This is a genomic window from Nonomuraea gerenzanensis, assembly GCF_020215645.1.
Taxonomy (GTDB): Bacteria; Actinomycetota; Actinomycetes; order Streptosporangiales; family Streptosporangiaceae; genus Nonomuraea; species Nonomuraea gerenzanensis.
Window position 1 is genome coordinate 1,719,686 of the sequence record NZ_CP084058.1, and the last position, 19,876, is coordinate 1,739,561.

Genomic DNA, 19,876 nt, shown 5'->3' on the forward strand with positions numbered 1-19,876 from the left:
CATGGTTGCAGGGTCCATGAAGAAGAACCTGCACCCCGACTACCGCCCCGTCGTCTTCCGCGACCCCAGCGTCGGCTTCGCCTTCCTCACCCGCTCGACCCTGACCAGCGACAGGACGATCGAGTGGGAGGACGGCAGGACGTACCCGGTGATCGACGTGGACGTCTCGTCCGCCAGCCACCCGTTCTACACGGGCCGTGGCCGCATCCTCGACACCGCCGGCCGCGTCGAGCGCTTCAACCAGCGCTACGGAAAGGCCCAGTAAGACAGCCGGTAGGGCAGGATGTGAGGCGCGCGTGACTCGCCCCTGTCCGCCCGGCTCGAGCGCTCCAGCCGGATCCTCGTCGCCGGCGCGGGCGGGGGCTCCGACGTGTACGCCGCCGGAGACCGAGGCCCGCGACTGGTACTTCCCCGAGGGCTGCCTGTCCCGCTGGCTGGCCGCGCAGGGGCAGCCGGCCACCGTGTACGCCTTCCCCAAGGTGGGCGTCAGGCCGCTGCGCGCCGCGTACGCCGAGCTCGCCGAGCACCTCGGCCTGGACGCGGTGGTCCTGGTGGACGGCGGCACCGACATCCTGATGCGCGGCGACGAGGCCGGCCTGGGCACCCCGGCCGACGACATGACGAGCCTGGCCGCCGCCCACGCGCTCGACGTGCCGGTGAAGGTCGTGGCCGCCGCGGGCGTTCCCGCACTAGAGGCGCGTGAGGTCGGCCAGCGAGTCGATCTCGGCCGCGAGTAACGCGCCGCCGAGCCCGGAGAACGGGCCGCGCAGCTCCACGCTCAGCACCCCCAGCAACCTGCTCCAGAGCAGGACGGTCGCGGGCACCGGCGCCGGCTGCCCCTGCGCGAACACCGGCAGGAACGGCCTGAGCACCTCCTCGACCCCCGCCGGGTGCGGGTCCGAGGCCACGAGCTGGAACAGGCCGGGGTTCGCCACGGCCCAGTCATAGAAGGCACGGGCCAGGACGTGCAACTGCTCGCGCGGCCCTCCCGACGCGGGCACGTGTACGGCCGCCGCCAGCTCGCCCAGCCCGTCGTCGATCAGCTCGGCGAGCAGCCTGTCGCGGCCGGCGAAGTACTTGTAGAGCGCGGGGCCGGTCATCCCCAGGCGCCTGGCCACCGCGGTCAGGCTGACGGTCTCGCCCTCGCTGATCTGGGCGAGCGCGGCTTGCTTGATCTCCCTCCTGACCTGCTCCCGGTAACGCTGTCGCGGTGTCGGCATGCCCTCATTATCCTGCGTTCCGAGTCCGGCACACGGAGTGATCACCACCCGCCCGGGTCAACGGCCGGGCATGCGGGGCCTACCGGTGGGTAAAACACGGTCATCGGCGTGAGAGCAGTGGTGGTGCGATGAGTCTCTCCGGAAGGGAACGCCGTATTCTCGCCGAGATCGAGCGAGCCCTAGAGCGGGACGACCCCGAGCTGGCCAGGCGCGTCGCGGCCATCAACAGGGTCGAGGCAGGCGGCGAGCCGCTGCCCTCGCAGCCGTACGGCGACCGGCTGCGCATGTGGGCGCTGGCCCATGTCTGGGCGCTGTTCTGGGCCGCCGCGCTGGTGATCGTGCTACTGCTGCTGGCCGTGCTGACCACCTGAGCGGTGGTGCCGCAGCACCACCAGGCTGGCGGCGGCGCACAGGGCGACCAGGGCGGCGATGGCGGCCTCCCAGCGCCACACCTCCTCGCCCGTCCGCATGGCCTGCACGGTGCAGAACACCGCCGCCACGACCCCGAACACCAGGGCGACGATCGACAGGACGCGCCGGGCACGCAGCGGGCTGCGGGCCGTCACCGGCTCGGTGCCCTCGCGGTTACGCAGCCACATGACCTCCTCCTCAGGCCAGGCACCTCAGCGACGAGGCGATGCGCGGATCGAGGTCGTGCGAGGCAGGCAGCCGGCCCACCGTGGCCTCGACGAACTCCGGGTACGACAGCGTGGCGGTGACCCCGTCCACGGCCGCGAAGATCTGCTCCGCCGTCTGGTCCACCTGCACCTTGGCGTCCTGCTCCGCCAGCACGAACCGGCCGACCGCCACCCGCCACAACGTCCGCTCGTCGGCCTCGTCCTCGGCGACGGGCGCGCCCACGTCGTCGGCGTGGGTGGCGTACTCGGAGTCGTAGTGGAAGGCCTGGAGCCCGACGGGGTAGGGGCCGGCCATCGTGTCGAGCATGGCGTGCTCGCCCAGGGCCCGCATGCGCTCGCGCGTCTCGCCGTTCTGTGTGCGCCACTCCGCGAGGACCTCTTCGACGGGCAGGTCCGCGCGCCGGCGTACGGACCACTCGTTGAAGTCGTTGTAGTCGCCGATGCCCTGGTCGGCGAGCCCGCCCATCAGGTCCTGCACGGTCCCGTCGAGGCAGGCGTGGTTGTACAGCTCCTCGCCCGCCAGGTGCGCCAGCACGTCCCTGACCGACCAGCCCGCGCAACGGGAGGGCCGCCGCCAGCCGGCGTCGTCGAGGCTCGTGAAGAACCGGTCCAGCCTGGCGGCCTCGGCGTCGAAGAGGTCGAACGGGTTGAAGTCTTTGAGCAGGTCGTGGGCCATACCCGGACGCTACCCCTCAGGTCCTGACTTTATCTCCCAGCTCGGACCTGGCCCGGCTGTACTCGTCGGCGCAGGCCGGCGCGCGCCCGGCCGGCACCCAGCCACCCTTGGCGATCTTGTCGTACCTGCCGGGGTCGGCGCCGAGCAGCAGGCAGGCGAACGTGGCCGACTCGGCCATGCCCGACAGGTGGTCGATGCCCGCGTGTCCGGCCAGCAGGTGACGGGCCTCGGCGGCGGCCACCACGCGCTTCGGCGTGTCGGCGGTGAGCGTCAGCGCGGCGAACCTGTCGGCCTGCTCCTCGCTGTCGGGCATGCCGTTCAGCGTGGTCAGGGCGTGGCCGAGCTGGTGGTGGAAGAGCACGGACAGGGCGCCGCGCACCCGGGCCTTGGCGGCCTTCCCGCCGGTCTCCTCGGTCTCGGAGATGCCCTTGATCGTGCGGTGCACCTGGTCCACCAGCGAGTAGCAGATGGTGATCTCGCGCTTGCCGTGATCCCAGGTGGCCTTCGGCGCGTCGCAGTCGCGGGCCACGACCTTGACCCGCTCGGGCAGGCGGACGCCGGTCTTCAGCGCGTCGCTCTCCTTGAGCAGCCGCTCGGCCTGCTCGGCGCGGGGTGAGCCGGGGCGCTCGTACCGCACGGACGGCTCTGCCGCGGGGGCCGCTCCCAGCGTGCTCGTCATGCTGAGGACGAGGGCGATGACGGGATGCGGCATGCGGAGGCTCCTTCGGGGGTTCGATCAACGCAATGGGACTTCCCATGCTGCGAATGAGTGATCGCTAAACCTGCCGAAGGCGAAAAAGCCGGAGGCCCAGCCCCGAAGGACTGGGCCCCAGCGTGGTGTGTCAGGAGCTGCTGGAACTACCGGCGCCAGGAGTACACGCGCACGTAGTCCGAGCGGCTCTTGGCGCCGTCGAGCTCGTCGTCACCGTTGAAGACGGCGCGGAAGGTGCCGCTCTTGTAGGCCTTGGTCTTGGCGTAGAACTTGCCGCCGCGACCGGTCCAGTCGGAGGCCACCCACTTCCAGCCACTGCGGTAGTTGGCCTTGTAGTAGATGTTCACCTTCTCGCCGCGGACGCCCTCCCAGCCGTCGTCGTCCACCAGGAGACGGCCGGAGAAGTAGATCGACTTGCCCTTGCGGACCTTGGACGGGTCGGCGCTGAAGCGCGAGATCGTGGTCTCGAGCTTGCCCTTCTCGATCTCCACCGAGAAGAACGCGTCGTCCTTGGCGATCTCCTTGCCGTCCTTGTCGAAGGCCACGGCGGTGGCCTTCCACTTGCCGGCGTAGTCGTTCTCGTTGAACCCGATGGCCCAACGCCAGCCCTCGAGGTCCTTGACGTCCTTGGTGCGCAGGGTGCGGAAGTTGTTCTCCGCGGGCGCGACGCTGAGCTCGACCTTCTGGACGTCGGAGCTGGCGCCGACGTCGAAGTACGCCGTCGTCTCGGAGCCCTTCTTGACCACGACGGGGTTCGGGCTGATGTCGCGGATCACGAGCTGAGTGTCGGCCTTGGTGGCAGCGGAGGCGATCCCCGCTCCGGACACCAGCATGGCACCGCCGATAGTGGCGGAAAGGATACCTACTGCGATCTTTCTCATGAGGGTGCTGATTCCTCTCCCCGTATTGACTTCGGAGCCGGCTTCGGGGCGGCCGGCTCCCTCTACTACTTTGAGGCACGATCAAGGGGAAAAGTTGGCTAAAGTTACGAAAAATATTTGATCACGGTCTTAACCAGGGCATATGCGGAAAAATCTCTTTTGGTGGACCTTGACCGACTACAGTCTGAGCCCATGATGGACGTCTACACGCTGGGCGAGCCGCTGGGCGTGGTCTCCAGCGGCCGCGTCCGCCACGAGAGCGAGGCCAGGCTGGACGTCTGCGGGCCCGAGTTCACGCTGGCCATCGCCCTGGCCCGGCTCGGCCACCGCTGTGCCTACCTGGGCAAGGTGGCCGACGACGAGCTGGGCGCCAGGGCGCTGACCGTGCTGCGGGGCGAGGACGTGGACGTCTCGGACATGCGGGTGGCCGAGGGCGCGCGTACGGGACTGCTCCTGCGCGAGTCGCGCGTCGGCCGCGAGCTGACCGTGACGACCCACTACCGCACCGGCTCGGCCGGCGCGCTGCTCGCGCCGGGCAACGTGCCCATCGACCGCATCGCCGCCGCGCGCATGCTGCACGTCACCGGCCTCACGGCGGCCCTGGGCAGGGACGCGCTGGACGCCGTGCGCGCCGCCGTCTCCGCCGCCAGGAACGCCGAGGTGCCGATCTCCTTCTCCGTCGAGTACGTCCCGGAGCTGTGGCCCTCCGTGCGCGAGGCCGAGGAGGTGCTCAGCGAGCTGGCCTGCGAGGCCCACCTGCTCTTCCTCCGCCAGGACGAGCTCGACCTGGTCAAACCCGCGCTCATCCCCGAGCGGGAGGTCGTGGTGGACCGGGGGGCCAAGGGCGCCAGCGTGCGGGCCGACCGCATGCGCTACGACGTGCAGGGCTGGCAGGTCCCCGTGGTGGACACCGCGGGGGCGGGGGAGGCGTTCGCGGCCGGCTACATCAGCGCCGCCCTCGACGGCCTCATCCCCCAGGAACGCCTGCACCGCGGGGCGCTGCTGAGCGCCGCCGCGGTGACCAGCGTGAGCGACTGGCAGGGGTTGCCCACCAGGGCCGAGCTCTAGTTGACGTTCAGGGTGAACGTCGAGGTCGTGTTCCTGATGTCGGTGTGGTTGTTGCTGAACCGCAGGTTGTTGAACGTGGCCGAGCCGATGGCCGGGCCCTGACCGGGCTCGGGCAACTCGTTCACCCAGATGCCGAACCCGGACTTGGCGTCGAAGGCGTCACCGCTCTTCTGCGCCCCGCTGATCGACACGTTCGTGAAGACCGTGTCCTTGATCGGGTTCAGCGGCGTCGAAGGGTTGGAGTAGCCGGTCTGGAACATGATCCCGCTGTACGTCGGGTCCACGATGTCCAGGTTGCTGACCCGGATGCCCTGGAACACCTTCGAGGAGGAGAACAGCCACATCGCCGGGAACGTCTGCTGCCCCCAGAAGTGCCCGCCCGCCCGGACCAGCGAGATGTTGTCGAACGTCGTGGGCGGGCTGGCGCCGAAGCCGTGCATCGGGATCCCGAAATCCAGCGAGCTGATCGTGACGCCCGAGTACACCAGCGTGTCGGCCACGTAGATGTTCCTGAAGGTGTTGTTGTAGCCGCCGTACACGGCCAGGCCCGCGGCCCGCCAGGTCAGCAGCGACGTCAGGTTCTCGTAGACGTTGCCGAACTGCTCGCCCGAGTTGTTGTCGATGGCCGAGAACAACGCGAAGCTGTCGTCGCCCGTGGACCTGGTCTCGATGTTGGTGACGTGGTTGCCGGTGCTGCCGTTGGTCATGTTCAGGCCGTCGGCGAACACGTTGCGGATCCGCGCGTTCCTGATCGTCAGGTTGTCCACGTTCGAGCCCCACAACATGCAGATCTGGTGCTCGATCCAGACGTCGTCGATCGTCATGTTCGCCACGTTGTTGAAGTCGAACACCTTGCCGGGGCCGTCGATGCGCTCGACGTAGTTGCCGAAGTAGGCGAAGCCCGTGAACGTCGAGCCGTTGGCCGTGGCGTCGGCGCGGAAGCCGATGTCGGTGTTCGACTGGCCGGACGGCGCGTGGAACCTGGTGAACCAGGGGCCCGCTCCGACGATCCTGATCGACTTGCCGTACACCTGGAACTTGGAGCTCGTCTGGTAGTCGCCCGCAGGGAGGTAGACGCCGGTCAGGCTGGCGTCCATGCGGGCCCTGTCGAGGGCGTTCTGCACGTCCTGGTGGGTGAATCCGGCCGGTACGGCGTACTTCCCCGGGTCCGGGTTCGCGGTCTGCGTGGCCAGCTCGAAGTCCACGAAGTCGATCGCGTAGTTCAGCGGGTTGGCCGCGTCCTTCTGCAGCCTGATCCTGCTGCCCTTCGGGACGGTGGTGCCGAGCAGCAGGCTCGCCTCGTCGTAGATGTGCCGGGGCGGGCCGGAGCCCGGGTTGTTGTTCGGGCTCGCCTCCGGGCCGTACAGCCAGGCGTAGCGCGAGGTCAGGTTGACGGCCTTGAGGAAGGTCCCGTTGACGTAGACGTTCAGCGTCGAGCTCTGGCCGCCGCCGCCCGGCGCGTCCGGCATCGAGAAGCGGGTGACCAGGGTGTTGGTGTCCGCCCTGGTGGTGAACTCGACGTAGGCGCCGGTCTGGTTGAGCGTGACCGCGCGCCGGCCCGACGCCTCGCCGGCGATCGTGCCGATCTCCCTGCTCGGGCCGACCTTGGCCGCGCCGCCGCCGATGGCGGCGTCCTCGGCCTCGTAGGTGTCGTACGGCATGTTCGCGCCGCGGCCCACGAACAACGGCAGCGTGCTGGTGTTGTTGGCCCGCTTGACCGGCAGCTCGTTGGCGTCGTCGGCGAGCACGGTCCTGACCGTGTACTTGCCGTTGGCCGCCGTCCACGTGCCCAGGCTCACCGGGCTCGTGGTGGCCCCGGCGGCGATCGCGCCGCTGGTGGAGCCGGTCAGCGTCCTGACGACGGTGCCCGCGTCGTCCGTGACGGTCAGCGTGATGCCGTGCGTGCCGCCGCTGGAGGCCACGGTGCCCTGGTTCCTGATCGCGACGGAGAACGTCACCGTGGTGCCCGCGGCCGGGTTGCCCGGCGTCCAGGCGACGGGGGAGGCGATCAGGTCGGCCGTGTCGACGGGCCGCACGGTGAGGGTGCCGGTCGTGGCGTTGTTGGCCTCGTTCTGCTCGACGACCCTGCCGTCCTCGTCCACCTTGGCCGAGAGCTGGTACGTCCCCGCGTCCCTGGCCCCGATGTTCGCCGACACGGTGGCGGACGCCCCCGCGGCCAGCGCGCCCACGCCGGCGCTGCCCACCTTGGTGTCACCGGCGTAGAAGTTCACCGAGGTCGCCGCCGAGGCGGCGGTGCCGGCGTTCCTGACCGTCGCCGACAGCGTCACCGCGTCGGTCTCGACGGGGGACGCCGGGGAGGAGGCCAGCCCCGACACGGTCAGGTCGGGGTTGGGGGCCGGGGTGCCGAAGATCTGGAACTCGGCGACCTGGCCGCTGGGCGCGCCGGAGTTGGCGGTGAACTGCAGGCGCACGTCGGCGGCCCGGCCGGTGACCGGGATGGTGACGGTGTTGCCGGTGGCCGGGTCGAAGGTGTGGGTGGCCTGGGCGGCCAGGGCGGTGAAGGCGGTGGCGCCCTGTTCGCGGCCGAGGACCTGCAACGTCTGGGTGCGGCGGCCCCAGACGGGGTCGGGGTTCAGCTTGACGGTGACAGCGCTGAGGTCGGCGTCGGCGCCGAGCTGGGCGGTGAGGGTGGCGGGGTAGGCGGTGCCTTCCCAGTAGGTCTGCAGGTTGTCGTCGTTGGCGTTGGGGGCGGCGTAGGTGTGGGTGTGGCCGGATGCGGTCATGGTCTTGCCGAGGGCCAGGTTGGGGCCGCCGGGGCCGGGTCCGGGGCCTGGGTCGGTCTGGGTGGTGCCCCACACTTCCAGTTCCGAGAGCTGGCCGGCGGGCCAGCCGGAGTTGGCGGTGATGTGGATGCGCAGGTGGCGGGCGGTGGTGTCGGCGGGCAGGGGAATGGTGGCGGCCGGGCTGATGGTGTGGGTGGCGGCGGCGGCCACGGTCGTGAAGGTGGTGCCGTTCGTGCTGGCTTGGACGCTCAGGGTTTCGGTGCGGCTGGGCCAGCCGGTGGGCAGTTTGAGGACGACCTTGCTCAGGCCGGCGGGGGCGCCGAGGTCGACCTGGATCCATTGGGGCAGGGCGTTGTTGGCCGATTCCCAGTAGGTGGCCTGGTTGCCGTCGGTGGCGTTGGCGGGGCGGTAGACGTCGGTGTGGCTGCTGGCGGTGGCGGGTCTACCGGCGGCGAGGTTGGTGTCGGCCGCCGCGTGTGCGGCGGGTGCGACGAGGAATCCGATGAATAACGTAAGGGCGGCTAGCAGTGCTCTCATGGGGGTGGCCCTTCGGGTAAGGCGGATGGCCGAACCATAAGATGTCGAGCAGATAGCCGCAATATTTCGACTTCATTTCGCAAACAATCGACTGACTCCGGGAGTATGCTGGCATCTCCTGCCGCTGGTCAGGGGTCGGTCAGCGGCAGGAAGCCCGGTGTGGACGCAGTGCAAGCCGCGACGTTCGATCCACGTAAGCCGTTGCAAGCGCTTGCGTGAAAGGTCGTATAGTTTGCGCATGACGCGACGACTCGCAGAGGTGGCCAAGAAGGTCGGAGTGAGCGAGGCGACCGTGAGCCGCGTGCTCAACGGCAAGCCGGGGGTGTCCGACGCGACCCGCGAGGCCGTGCTCACGGCGCTCGACGTGCTCGGTTACGAACGCCCCACCCAGCTCCGCGGCGACCGCGCCCGGCTGGTCGGCCTCGTGCTCCCCGAGCTGCAGAACCCGATCTTCCCCGCCTTCGCGGAAGTGGTCGGCGGCGCGCTGGCCCAGCAGGGCTTCACCTCCGTGCTGTGCACCCGCACCGTCGGCGGCGTCTCCGAGGCCGACTACGTCGACCTCCTGCTCCAGCAGCAGGTCAGCGGCGTGGTCTTCGCCGGCGGCCTGTACGCCCAGGCCGACGCCTCCCACGGCCACTACGAGCTGCTGCACGAGCGCAAGCTCCCCACCGTCCTGGTCAACGCCGCCGTGCAACACCTCGACTTCCCGCAGGTGTCGTGCGACGACGTGGTGGCCGCCGAGATGGCCATCGCCCACCTGCGCGCCCTCGGCCACGAGCGCATCGGCATGGTGCTCGGGCCCAAGGACCACATGCCGTCGCGGCGCAAGCTCGACACCTTCCAGGCGTCGGGCGGTGACACCGAGCTGGTCGAGCACACCATGTTCTCCCTGGAAGGCGGGCACGCGGCCGCCGCCCGCCTGGTCAGGCGCGGCGTCACGGGCGTCATCTGCGCTTCCGACCTGCTCGCCCTGGGCACCGTACGCGCCGCCCGGCGCGCGGGGCTGGCCGTGCCCGCCGACATCTCGGTGATCGGCTTCGACGACTCCGCCCTGATGAACTGCACCGAGCCGCCGCTGACCACCGTCCGGCAGCCCATCGACGCCATGGGGCGGGCGGCGGTGGATCTGCTGGTGGCGCAGATCGACAAGGCTGTGGTGCCGGCGGACGAGCTCCTCTTCGAGCCCGAACTCGTCGTCCGCGCCTCCACCACCCGCGCCCGCTCCTGACCTTCACCGCGCGCCTGGAGTGACGCGGGCGCGGAACGGCCGGGTGCGGGTGCCGGGCGCGCACGATGCGGCGCCGTGCGGCGGTCGCGCTGTGCCTGCGCCGGGTCGGCGGGACGGTGTGCGGTGGAGCTCGGCGCAAGGCGTGCGGCGAGGCGGCGGGAGGGCGTCCGGTGCGGGCTCGGCCCGGGGGACGGCTGCTGGAGGCAGGGAAACGGCGTTCGGGGAGGGCGCGGTGCCGCGCGGGCGAGGCGTAACGCAGTCGTTATCTTGCAATATGAAGTCGAAATATTGCGAACATCCGTCACGGATCCTATGGTGTGGGCACCTCGCATCAGAAGGGTCAGACCATGCAGAGATCCACCGGACTCCTGCTCGCATCCGCACTAGCCCTCTCCACCGCAGCCTGCGGTTCGGGCAGCGAGCCCGCCACCCCCTCCGCCGGCGGCGCCAAGGCCGTGTCGATCACGGTGGCCTGCCAGCCGGCCAAGTCGGCCCCCAAGGAACGGCAGGCCTGGGACGACGACGTGGCCGCGTTCATGGCGGCGCACCCCGGCGTGACGGTCAAGAGCACGGACCAGCAGCCGTGCTTCGACCCCAAGACGTTCGGTCCCAAGCTCGCGGGCGGCCAGATGGAGACGGCGTTCGTGGTGCCCGTGACGAACTACAACGACGTGATCGCCAAGGGTCAGGCCCTCGACATCACCCCGTACACGAATGTGATCAAGAACTGGAACGACCTGCGCCCCGACCACAAGGAGCTGGTCACCAAGGACGGCAAGGTCTACGGCGTCCCGAACGTGCACTACAGCGTCGGCCTGGTCTACAACCGCGCCCTGTTCACCAAGGCCGGGCTGAACCCGGACGCCCCGCCCAAGACGTGGGCCGAGGTCCGCGAGGCGGCCAAGAAGATCGCCGGGCTGGGTGCCGGTTACGTCGGCTACGGCGAGTACTCCGGCGGCAACACCGGCGGCTGGCACTTCACGCAGGCCATCTACGGCCGCGGCGGCGACATCCTGACGCCCGACAACAAGAAGGCCGCGTTCAACTCGCCCGAGGGCAAGGCCGTGCTGCAGACGCTGCACGACATGCGCTGGGTGGACAACAGCATGGGCACCAAGCTGCTGGTCGGCTGGGAGTCGCTGATGGTCGCCATGGGCAGCGGCAAGGTCGGCATGATGCTCGGCGCGCCCGACGTGGTCACCGACGTGGTCAACAAGTTCAAGGGCAACGTCGCCGACTACGGCATCACCGGCTTCCCCGAGGCCAAGGCGTCGCTGAGCGGCGGCGAGGCGTTCATGATCAACCCGAAGGCCACGCCGGAGGAGGCCAAGGCCGCGCTGGAGTGGATCGACTTCCGCTTCAACACCGTCGGCAAGGGCCGCTTCGACTTCGCCCGCGGCAAGACCCTCGGCAACCCCGTCGGCGTCCCCGACAACGCCGTCTACGGCGACTCGCCCACCGGCCAGGCCATCCAGGCCGACCGGGTGAAGAACGCCTCGCTGCCCGTCGCGAACTACGAGACCTACGTCCAGGCCGCCGGCACGATCCCGCCGAAGGCCGAGCCGCTGTACGCCCAGGAGCTGTACGCGATCCTCGACGTGCCCATGTCGGGCGTGCTGAGCCGCAAGGACGCCAGCATCGACCAGCTCCTCGCGGACGCCGAGACGAAGGCCAACTCGGTGCTGGCGGCCAAGGGCTGACCCTATGCAGATCTTGAGGCGCAATCTGACGGCCTACGGGTTCTTGTGCGCGGCGCTGGCGTGTTTCACGGTGTTCGCCTGGTATCCGATGGTCAGGGAGTTCATTCTGAGCTTCCAGAAGACCGACCTGATCAACGAGCCGATCTGGGTGGGCCTGGACAACTTCGTCACGGCCTTCCGGGACCCGGCCTTCGGTGAGGCGTGGCTGAACACGCTGGAGTTCACGTTCCTCGCACTGGTCTGCGGCTACGCCGTGCCGTTCGTCGTCGCGCTCGTGCTGAACGAGCTGCGCCACGCCCGGGCCTACCTGCGGTTCGTGGTCTACCTGCCGGTCATGCTGCCGCCGATCGTGGCGGTGCTGCTGTTCAGGTGGTTCTACGATCCGGGGCCCGGGCTGTTCAACCAGGTGCTCGACGTCTTCGGCCTGCCGCCGCTGGCCTGGCTGGACAGCTCCTCGACCGCGCTGATCTCCCTGGTCATCGTCTCGACGTGGATGAACATGGGCAGCGCGACGCTCATCTACCTCGCCGCGCTGCAGAACATCCCGCCGGAGCTGTACGAGGCCGCGGAGCTCGACGGCGCCGGCATCTGGAAGCGCATCAGGCACGTCACGATCCCGCAGACCCGGCTGATCCTGCTGCTCATGCTGATGTTGCAGATCGTGGCCACCATGCAGGTGTTCATCGAGCCGTACATGCTGACCGGCGGCGGCCCGGAGAACGCCACCGTCACGGTCGCGTACCTGATGTTCCAGAACGCGTTCACACTCCAGGACTACGGCTCGGCGGGTGCGCTCGGCATGATGCTGATGATCGTGCTGCTCGTGTTCGCCGCCTTCCAGCTCCGCCTGACGAGGGAGGACAAGGCGTGATCTCCGTCGGGGCCCAGGTGACGACCCGGGGCAAGCGGGGCAGGAAGCGGTCACCGAGGCCGATCGAGGTGCAGTTCCGTACGATCGTCTCGCCGCACCAGCTCAACAGCAGATGGGGCCGGCGCATCTACTGGATCGTGCTGGCGGCGGTGCTCCTGCTGTTCACGCTGGCGTTCGTCTTCCCGCTGTACTGGATGGTCACGGGCGCGCTGAAGACGCCGGAGGAGCTGGCGCAGATGCCGCCCACGCTCTTCCCCGCCGATCCGACGCCGGACGCCTTCTTCGAGGCGTGGGACCTGTTCGACATCGGCACGCTGCTGCTGAACACCGGCTACTACTCGCTGGGCGGCTGGATCGTCTGCATGGCCGTGGACGTGTCGGCGGCGTACGCGCTGTCGAAGCTGCGGCCCATGTTCGGCAACGTCATCCTCGGCATGATGCTGGCCACGCTGATGATCCCGGCGATGGTCGTGCTCATCCCGCTGTACGTGACGGTCGTGGACCTGGGCCTGCTCAACAGTCCGTGGGCGCTGTGGCTGCCCGCGGCGGCCAACGGCTTCAACATCTTCCTGCTCAAGCGCTTCTTCGACTCGATTCCCCGTGAGCTGATCGAGGCCGCGCAGATCGACGGCGCGGGCGCGGTACGGACCCTGCGCTCGGTGGTCCTGCCCATCTCCCGCCCCATCCTGGGCGTGGTGTCGATCTTCACCATCGTCACCTCGTTCAAGGACTTCGTCTGGCCGCTGCTCGTCATGACCGACAGCGACAAGATGACGATCAGCGTGGGCCTGTCACAGACGGCCGGGGCCGTCACCCAGAACCAGGTCATGGGCGGGCTGCTGATCACCAGCATCCCCATGATCATCGTTTTCTTCATCTTCCAACGGCACATCATGGCGGGTCTCACCGCCGGAAGCATCAAGGGATAAGCGCATGTCGCAAACGTGGTGGCGGGGGGCCGCGATCTACCAGGTCTACCTGCGTAGTTTCGCCGACGGCAACGGCGACGGCGCCGGCGATCTGGCCGGGCTGCGCTCCCGCCTGCCGTATCTGAAGGACCTGGGGATCGACGCCATCTGGCTGAACCCGTGGTACCCGTCTCCGATGGCCGACGGCGGCTACGACGTGGCCGACTACCGCGACATCGAGCCGGTCTTCGGGACTCTGGGCGAGGCCGAGCGCTTCATCGAGGAGGCGCACGCGCTCGACATCAAGGTCATCATCGACGTCGTCCCGAACCACAGCTCCACCGAGAGCGCCTGGTTCAAGGAGGCCCTGGCGAACCCGGCGGCCCGCGACCGGTTCTGGTTCGCCGACGAGCCGCTCAACGACTGGCAGTCCATCTTCGGCGGCTCGGCCTGGACGCAGGTGCCCGACGGGCAGTGGTACCTGCACCTGTTCGACCCGGGACAGCCGGACTTCAACTGGAACAACCCGGAGGTCCACCAGGAGTTCGAGGACGTGCTGCGCTTCTGGTTCGACCGGGGCGTGGACGGCGTGCGCATCGACTCCGCCGCGCTGCTGATCAAGTCCGACACCGCCTACGAAGACCTCGACGAGGTCCACGACGTCTACCGTCGGTGGCGCGAGGTGGCCGACGAGTACGACGAGCGCATCCTGATCGGGGAGGTCTGGCTCCCCGACCAGGAGCGTTTCGCCCGCTACCTGCGTCCCGACGAGCTGCACACGGCCTTCAACTTCGACTTCCTGTCCTGCGCCTGGGAGCCCGCCGACCTGCGCAGGTCGATCGAGCTGACGCTGGCCACGCACACCCCCATCGGCGCCCCGCCGACGTGGGTGCTGTCCAACCACGACGTGACCAGACCCGTCACCCGGTACGGCCGCGCCGACACCTCCTTCGCCCACGGCGGCGCCCTGCACGGCACCCCGACGGACCTGGAGCTGGGCTACCGCCGGGCCCGCGCGGCGGCGCTGCTGGCGATGGCGCTGCCCGGCTCCGTCTACGTCTACCAGGGCGAGGAGCTGGGCCTGCCCGAGGTGGAGCACCTGCCCGACGAGGTGCGCCAGGACCCGATGTACGCCCGCTCCGGCGGCAGGAACCCGGGCCGCGACGGCTGCCGCATCCCGCTGCCGTGGTCGGGCGAGGAGCCGCCGTTCGGCTTCGGCACGGGCACGCCGTGGCTGCCGCAGCCGGAGAGCTGGCGCAAGCTCACCGCCGAGGCCCAGCGGACGGACCTCGGCTCGATGCTGAACCTCTACCGTACGGGCCTGCGCATCCGGCGCGAGCTGCTCGGTGACGGCACGCTGACCTGGCTACCGCTGGGCGAGCAGGTGCTGGCCTTCACCCGCGACTCGGGCCTGACCTGCGTCACGAACCTGGGCGCCGACCCGGTCCCGCTGCCGGCGGGCAGGCTGCTGCTGGCCAGCGGCCCGGTCGTGGACGGGCTGCTGCCGTCCGACACGACGGCCTGGCTCTCCCCGGAGAGTTAGCCTGGGGGCAACCAGCCTGGGCGGGGTGTGCCGATGGTCGATCGGTTGCTGCTCGACATCGCCGACGACGGCATGCTGTCGGTGTCCATGTGGCCGGCCGGCGAGCTGCCGCAGCCCGTCGGCGAGCCCGCCCCGCTGGTGCTGCCCCTCGACCGTGACTCGCTGGAAGACCTCCGCTGGTATCTGGAGGACTACCTCAGACACCCCTACGCCGGGTACGCCGACCGCGGCTCCGGCATCGCGGCCCGGCTGCCGGCGTGGGGGGAGGGCCTGTTCCACGCGGTCTTCGGCACGCCCGAGACGCGGGCGGCGTACGCGGCGGTGCGGGCCAGGGGCGACCACGCCGAGGTGGTGATCAGGTCCGCGTCGACGCAGTCGCTCGGGCTGCCGTGGGAGCTGATGCGCGATCCCAGCCGGAGGAGGCCGATCGTGCTCGACGGCGTGTCGGTGACCCGGAGCCTGCCCGTACAGGATCTGAGTGGATCATTCCCCGCGGCAGAGGGACGGCTGCGGGTGCTGATGGTCATCTCCCGCCCCGAAGGGCGCGACGACGTGGGCTACGGGCTGATCGCCCGCCCCCTGCTGGGCATGCTCGACGCGGTACGCGGCAACGTCGAGCTGGTCGTGCTGCGCCCGCCGACCCTTGAGCACCTGCGCCGGGTGCTGATCGAGGAGCCGTTCCAGGTGGTGCACTTCGACGGGCACGGCGCCGCGTACGGCGGGGTCGTGTTCGAGCAGGAGGGCGGGGGAGCGGATCCCGTCCCCGCGGAGAAGGTGGCGCGGGTGCTGGCGGAGGGCCGCGTCCCCGTGGTGGTGCTGAACGCCTGCCGCTCCGCGCAGGTCGCGGCCCACCTGGTGCGGGGCGGGGCGGCGTCCGTGGTGGCGATGGCCTACAGCGTGTACGCGGTCGCGGCGGCCGAGTTCATGGCCGCCTTCTACGAGCGCCTGTTCGCCGGTGACCGGGTGGCCGACGCCGTCACCGCCGGCCGGGCCCGCCTGGCACTGCGCGACGGCCGGCCCAGCCCCAAGGGCAGGCTGCCGCTGGAGGACTGGGTGGTGCCGGTGCACTACCTGCGGCGCGACCTCGGCTTCCCCGGCCTGCGCACCGAGCGCCGGGGCGCCTCGCTGGACGACCTGCTGGACCGGCCGCCCGACGAGCCCCCATCGGACGACGACCTGGCGCCGGTCGGCGTGTTCGTCGGCCGTGACGACCTCTTCCACACCCTCGAATCGGCCGCCCGGCTGCAGAGGGTCGTGATCCTGCACGGCTCGGGCGGTGCCGGCAAGACCGAGCTGGCCAAGGCGTTCGGACGCTGGTGGCGCGACACGGGCGGCGTCGAGCGGCCCGACTGGGTGATCTGGCACTCCTTCGAGCCGGGCGTCGCCTCGTTCGGGCTGAGCGGCGTGATCGACGGGATCGGCCTGCGGGTCTTCGGGACGGACTTCGCGCGCAGGGACCCCGCGCAGCGGCTCGCGGTGGTGCGCCGGTTGCTGCGGGAGCGCCGCCTGCTGCTCATCTGGGACGACTTCGAGTCCGTGCACACCATGCCCGACCCCGTCACCCCGCCGCTGTCCGCCACCGAGCTGGACGAGCTCAAGCGCTTCCTGGGCGAGGCCGGCACGGTCCTGATCGTCAGCCGCAACCCGGAGGAGTGGCTCGGCGACCTGCGCCGCGTCGAGGTGGACGGGCTGAGCGCCGACGAGGCCGTCCTGTACGCCGACCAGCTCCTCGAACCGTTCCCCGAGGCCGGGCGCAGGCGCGCGAGCCCGGCGTTCGCCGAGCTGATGGAGTGGCTCGACGGCCACCCGCTCAGCATGCGCCTGATCCTGCCCCACCTGGCGACCACCGGCCCGGCCGCCCTGCTCGCCGCCCTACGCGGCGCCGCCCCGCTGCCGGGGCGGGACGACGGGGATCGCCGCAGCTCGCTCACGGCGAGCATCGGCTACTCCTTCGACCGCCTGCCCGAGGCCGACCGGCGCGCCCTGACCATGGTCGCGCTGTTCCACGGCGTGGTGGACGCGAACCTGCTGGCGTGGCTGTCGGGCATCTCCGACGTGCTGCAACGCGTGCGCGGGCTGACGGCCGACGACTGGACCCGCGTCCTGGACGGCGCCGCCGCCGTCGGCCTGCTCACCCGGTTCGCCGACGGCATGTACCGCATCCATCCTGCTCTGCCCGCCTTCCTGGCCCAGCGCTGGCGAGCCGAGGACTCCTTCGCGGCGGAGCACGCCGCCGCCGCGGGCGCGATGCTGCAGACCTGCTCCGCGCTGGCCGACTTCCTGCTGCCGCAGCTGTCGGGCCGGAGCGCCAAGGCCGGTGTCCTGCTGACGCGGCTGCATGCGCGCAATCTCACCGGCATGCTCGCCCACGCCATCGAGGAGAAGATCTGGGACCGCGCCCAGTGCATCGTGCAGACGCTGGTCGAATACTGGGACATCCGTGGATTGAGCGAGGAGACGCGAGGCTGGACCGACCGCATGCGGCTCGCGCTCGAAGGCGCTGACGGAAGCCCGCCAGGTCTGGACAGCGACGCCGGCCGGTGCTGGGCCTTCGTGGCGAGCGCCGAAGCGACCAGATCGGTGCTCGACGAGCGGATCGGCCAGGCCCAGGAGAGGTACACGGCGATCCTGGAGCACCTCGAGCGGCAGCCGCCGGGCCCCTACCGGCAACGGCTGTTATCGGGCGTCTACCACCAGCTCGGCGTGGTGGCGGGAGAGCGGGAGCGGTGGGAGGAGGCGGAGCGGTGGCACCGCACGTCCCTGGCCATGCACGAGGAGTGCGGCGATCGGGCGGGTCTGGCCGGGTGTTACCACCAGCTCGGCCGATGCGCGCAGGAGCAGCGGCGCTGGAAGGAGGCGGGGCGCTGGTTCCGCAAGGCGCTGGCCGTCGAGGAGGAGCTGGGCGACCAGGCTCGCATGGCCGACGGCTTCCATCAGCTCGGCATGATCGCGCAGGAGCGCCGGCGGTGGCACGAGGCGGAGCGGTGGTACCACCGATCCCTGGCACTCAACGAGGACGTCGGCAACCGCCCGCATGCCGCCATCACCTACCACCAGCTCGGCCTGCTGGCCCAGGAGCGGCAGCACTGGGCCGAGGCGGAGCGGTGGTACCTCGCGGCGCTGGAGGTCAACGAGGAGCTCAACCGCGGCGGCCATCTGGTCGCCAACTACCACCAGCTCGGGGTCATGGCGGTGCAGCTCGGCCGGCCGCGGGAGGCGGAGCAGTGGTTCACCCGGGCACTCGCGCTCGCCCAGTCGCTGGACCTGCGTACGGACATCGACCGTGAGCGCGGATCGCTGGACACCTTGAGGAGGAGCTGACCGTGCCCGACCCCGTAGCCGACGGTGCCAGAGCCGCCGCTCGCCGCCTCGGCCTCACCGCCGACGTGGAGAGCGCCCTCCAGGCCCGCCGCCCCGACCAGTACCTGGACCCCGTCTCCCTGGCCTCCCTGATCGTCAGCGCCGCCGCCCTGGCCTGGACGGTCTATCAGGACCTCAGGAAGAAGACGGACACGCCGTCGCCGGACGTGGTCAGCCGCACGGTTCGTACCGAGCTGCGCCGCTCCCGCACCCTCACGACTCGCGACGAGGAGGTCATCACCCTCACCGTCCAGGAGACGCTCACGGCGATGAGCGGCACCCAGGACAGCCCCGGCCGGACCTCCTCCCCGGCGCGGAGCAGCGGTGGTTACGATCACGGGATGGCACGGCTGCGCAGGACACCACCGCACGAGCTGGACCCGGAGGCCCGGGCGCTCTACGACAAGATCACCTCGGGGCCGCGCGGCCGGTTCATGGTCGATGCGGAGGGCGGGCTCACGGGGCCGTTCAACGCGATGCTGCTCAGCCCGGCCCTCGGCGACCCGCTCCAGGAGCTGGGCGCCGCCGTCCGCTACCGCTCCACGCTCAGCGACCGGGCGCGGGAGCTGGCGATCCTGGTCGTGGCCGGGCACCAGGACAGCGCCTTCGAGCAGGCCGCCCACGAGCCGATCGCCCGCGAGCTGGGCTTCACCGAGGAGCAGCTCCGGGCGTTGCGCGACGGCTCGCCGCCGGCGCTCGACGACCCGGGCGAGGCGGCGGTGCTGCGCGTGGTGCGGGCGCTGGTGACCAAGGGGGATCTGGACGAGGAGGAGTACGCCGTGCTGGGGGAGCGGGAGGTGTTCGAGCTGACCACGCTGGTCGGCTACTACTCCACGCTGGCTCTCCAGCTCCGCGTCTTCCGGGTGTGAGGCCGGCTCAGCGGGTGGCGCCGCTGGGATCGTCCAGCCACGTCCGCAGCACCGTACGGGCCGCGTCCGCCTGGTCGGGGAAGCGTAGCGCCCTGGCCAGCACCCACAGCGTGCCCTGCAGCCCGCGCGCCGCCAGGAACGCCCGCAGCTCCGGCTCGCCCGGATCGGCCCCGTAGGCCCGCACGGCGGCCCGCCCGTCGAGCCGCGTCGTGCGCAGCAGGCACGCCAGGTCCCACGCCACGGGCGCGGTCATGCACTCCTCGAAGTCGTTCCACAGCAGCCCGCCGGGCGTGGCGAGCAGGTTGCCGGGATGCGCGTCCCCGTGCACCGCCTGCACCGGCCCGCCGAGCCCATCCGTCTCAACAACCGGCCCACCGAGCCGCTCCGCGCACCCCGCGTGCGCCTCCCGCAGCCGCGCCAGCTCCCCGTCCCCGACCAGCCAGGAGCCCTGCCGCGCCAGCAGGCCGAGCAGCCGCGCGGGCTCGTCCAGCACCGGCCCCAGTCGGGGCAGCTCGCCGGGGAACCCGCGCAACGCCTCGTGCAGCTCGGCCAGCATCCGCCCGGCCTCCTCGGGCGTGATCACCCGCCCGGCATCGTGCGGGACGTGCGCCCAGAAGGACATCGCGACCCCGTCGCGCCGATGAGGACCGGCGGGCAGCAGCCCGCTGGGCGGCACCACCGGCACACCCGCCCCGTGCAGGTACGACACCACCGCCACTTCGCGCTCCAGCGCGTCGGCCGGGTCAGGCCGGCCGAGTGCCGTGGTGGTGGGCACGCGCGCCACGACGGGCGCGGGCCGCAGCAGGACGCGCAGGTTGAAGGAGTCGTTCAGCACCACCGGCTCCAGCACCCGCACCCCGTGCTCCCGCGCGACGGCGACGGCGACGGCGGCGGACACGGCGGCGCTGCGGGAGACCATGG

General features: G+C 70.6%; 18 protein-coding genes. 11 read left to right on the forward strand and 7 right to left on the reverse strand.

Going from position 1 to position 19,876, the window contains the following annotated elements; translation table 11 throughout:
• The first annotated feature begins 16 nt into the window (after nt 1–16).
• Nucleotides 17–265 (forward strand): type B 50S ribosomal protein L31, encoded by a 249-nt coding sequence (locus LCN96_RS08430; protein WP_225275944.1) that lies wholly within the window; start codon nt 17–19, stop codon nt 263–265.
• 31 nt (nt 266–296) lie between these two features.
• Nucleotides 297–737 carry a DUF1152 domain-containing protein gene (locus LCN96_RS08435; protein ID WP_225272020.1) on the forward strand — a complete coding sequence of 147 codons (441 nt, stop codon included), beginning with the start codon at nt 297–299 and terminating at the stop codon, nt 735–737.
• On the opposite strand, the gene LCN96_RS08440 is transcribed toward LCN96_RS08435, so the two are convergent.
• On the reverse strand, nt 690–1,220 hold the full coding sequence (locus tag LCN96_RS08440) for a TetR/AcrR family transcriptional regulator (protein ID WP_225272021.1): 531 nt from the start codon (nt 1,218–1,220) through the stop codon (nt 690–692). The two genes, LCN96_RS08435 and LCN96_RS08440, sit on opposite strands and share 48 nt — an antisense overlap.
• A gap of 128 nt (nt 1,221–1,348) precedes the next feature.
• Here LCN96_RS08440 and LCN96_RS08445 point away from each other — a divergent pair, with 128 nt between their 5' ends.
• On the forward strand, nt 1,349–1,591 hold the full coding sequence (locus LCN96_RS08445) for a DUF3040 domain-containing protein (protein WP_225272022.1): 243 nt from the start codon (nt 1,349–1,351) through the stop codon (nt 1,589–1,591).
• On the opposite strand, the gene LCN96_RS08450 is transcribed toward LCN96_RS08445, so the two are convergent.
• The 4 genes from LCN96_RS08450 to LCN96_RS08465 all read right to left on the reverse strand — a co-directional run bounded on the left by LCN96_RS08450 (nt 1,562) and on the right by LCN96_RS08465 (nt 4,079).
• Nucleotides 1,562–1,819 (reverse strand): DUF6343 family protein, encoded by a 258-nt coding sequence (locus LCN96_RS08450; RefSeq protein ID WP_225272023.1) that lies wholly within the window; start codon nt 1,817–1,819, stop codon nt 1,562–1,564. The two genes, LCN96_RS08445 and LCN96_RS08450, sit on opposite strands and share 30 nt — an antisense overlap.
• Before the next feature lie 10 nt (nt 1,820–1,829).
• Entirely contained in the window at nt 1,830–2,534 is a 705-nt protein-coding gene (locus LCN96_RS08455; RefSeq protein WP_225272024.1) for a maleylpyruvate isomerase family mycothiol-dependent enzyme, read from the reverse strand.
• 16 nt (nt 2,535–2,550) lie between these two features.
• Complete coding sequence (locus tag LCN96_RS08460; RefSeq protein ID WP_225272025.1) at nt 2,551–3,246, reverse strand: DUF4344 domain-containing metallopeptidase; 696 nt, start codon at nt 3,244–3,246, stop codon at nt 2,551–2,553.
• Nucleotides 3,247–3,392: 146 nt separating this feature from the next.
• The gene (locus LCN96_RS08465; protein WP_225272026.1) at nt 3,393–4,079 is read right to left on the reverse strand and encodes a hypothetical protein; all 687 of its coding nucleotides are present in this window, start codon (nt 4,077–4,079) and stop codon (nt 3,393–3,395) included.
• Between the two features lie 240 nt (nt 4,080–4,319).
• Here LCN96_RS08465 and LCN96_RS08470 point away from each other — a divergent pair, with 240 nt between their 5' ends.
• Nucleotides 4,320–5,195: a PfkB family carbohydrate kinase gene (locus tag LCN96_RS08470; protein WP_225272027.1), complete on the forward strand. Its 876-nt coding sequence runs from the start codon at nt 4,320–4,322 to the stop codon at nt 5,193–5,195.
• Here LCN96_RS08470 and LCN96_RS08475 read toward each other — a convergent pair.
• Nucleotides 5,192–8,476 (reverse strand): discoidin domain-containing protein, encoded by a 3,285-nt coding sequence (locus tag LCN96_RS08475; protein ID WP_225272028.1) that lies wholly within the window; start codon nt 8,474–8,476, stop codon nt 5,192–5,194. The genes LCN96_RS08470 and LCN96_RS08475 overlap by 4 nt on opposite strands.
• A gap of 238 nt (nt 8,477–8,714) precedes the next feature.
• Here LCN96_RS08475 and LCN96_RS08480 point away from each other — a divergent pair, with 238 nt between their 5' ends.
• The 7 genes from LCN96_RS08480 (at nt 8,715) to LCN96_RS08510 (ending at nt 18,955) form a co-directional block, all read left to right on the forward strand.
• The gene (locus LCN96_RS08480; RefSeq protein ID WP_311132243.1) at nt 8,715–9,704 is read left to right on the forward strand and encodes a LacI family DNA-binding transcriptional regulator; all 990 of its coding nucleotides are present in this window, start codon (nt 8,715–8,717) and stop codon (nt 9,702–9,704) included.
• Nucleotides 9,705–10,051: 347 nt separating this feature from the next.
• Nucleotides 10,052–11,404, forward strand: a complete 1,353-nt coding sequence (locus tag LCN96_RS08485) for an ABC transporter substrate-binding protein (protein WP_225272030.1) — start codon at nt 10,052–10,054, stop codon at nt 11,402–11,404.
• Nucleotides 11,405–11,408: 4 nt separating this feature from the next.
• Nucleotides 11,409–12,275, forward strand: a complete 867-nt coding sequence (locus LCN96_RS08490; RefSeq protein WP_225272031.1) for a carbohydrate ABC transporter permease — start codon at nt 11,409–11,411, stop codon at nt 12,273–12,275.
• Nucleotides 12,272–13,204: a carbohydrate ABC transporter permease gene (locus tag LCN96_RS08495; RefSeq protein ID WP_225272032.1), complete on the forward strand. Its 933-nt coding sequence runs from the start codon at nt 12,272–12,274 to the stop codon at nt 13,202–13,204. Before LCN96_RS08490 ends, LCN96_RS08495 begins: the two co-directional genes overlap by 4 nt.
• 4 nt (nt 13,205–13,208) lie before the next feature.
• Nucleotides 13,209–14,726, forward strand: a complete 1,518-nt coding sequence (locus LCN96_RS08500) for a glycoside hydrolase family 13 protein (protein ID WP_225272033.1) — start codon at nt 13,209–13,211, stop codon at nt 14,724–14,726.
• 33 nt (nt 14,727–14,759) lie between these two features.
• The gene (locus tag LCN96_RS08505; protein WP_225272034.1) at nt 14,760–18,047 is read left to right on the forward strand and encodes a tetratricopeptide repeat protein; all 3,288 of its coding nucleotides are present in this window, start codon (nt 14,760–14,762) and stop codon (nt 18,045–18,047) included.
• A gap of 2 nt (nt 18,048–18,049) precedes the next feature.
• Nucleotides 18,050–18,955 carry a carboxymuconolactone decarboxylase family protein gene (locus tag LCN96_RS08510; RefSeq protein WP_225272035.1) on the forward strand — a complete coding sequence of 302 codons (906 nt, stop codon included), beginning with the start codon at nt 18,050–18,052 and terminating at the stop codon, nt 18,953–18,955.
• A 7-nt stretch (nt 18,956–18,962) separates the two neighbouring features.
• Here LCN96_RS08510 and LCN96_RS08515 read toward each other — a convergent pair whose 3' ends face one another.
• Nucleotides 18,963–19,874 carry a phosphotransferase enzyme family protein gene (locus LCN96_RS08515; protein ID WP_225272036.1) on the reverse strand — a complete coding sequence of 304 codons (912 nt, stop codon included), beginning with the start codon at nt 19,872–19,874 and terminating at the stop codon, nt 18,963–18,965.
• Nucleotides 19,875–19,876 lie beyond the last annotated feature (2 nt).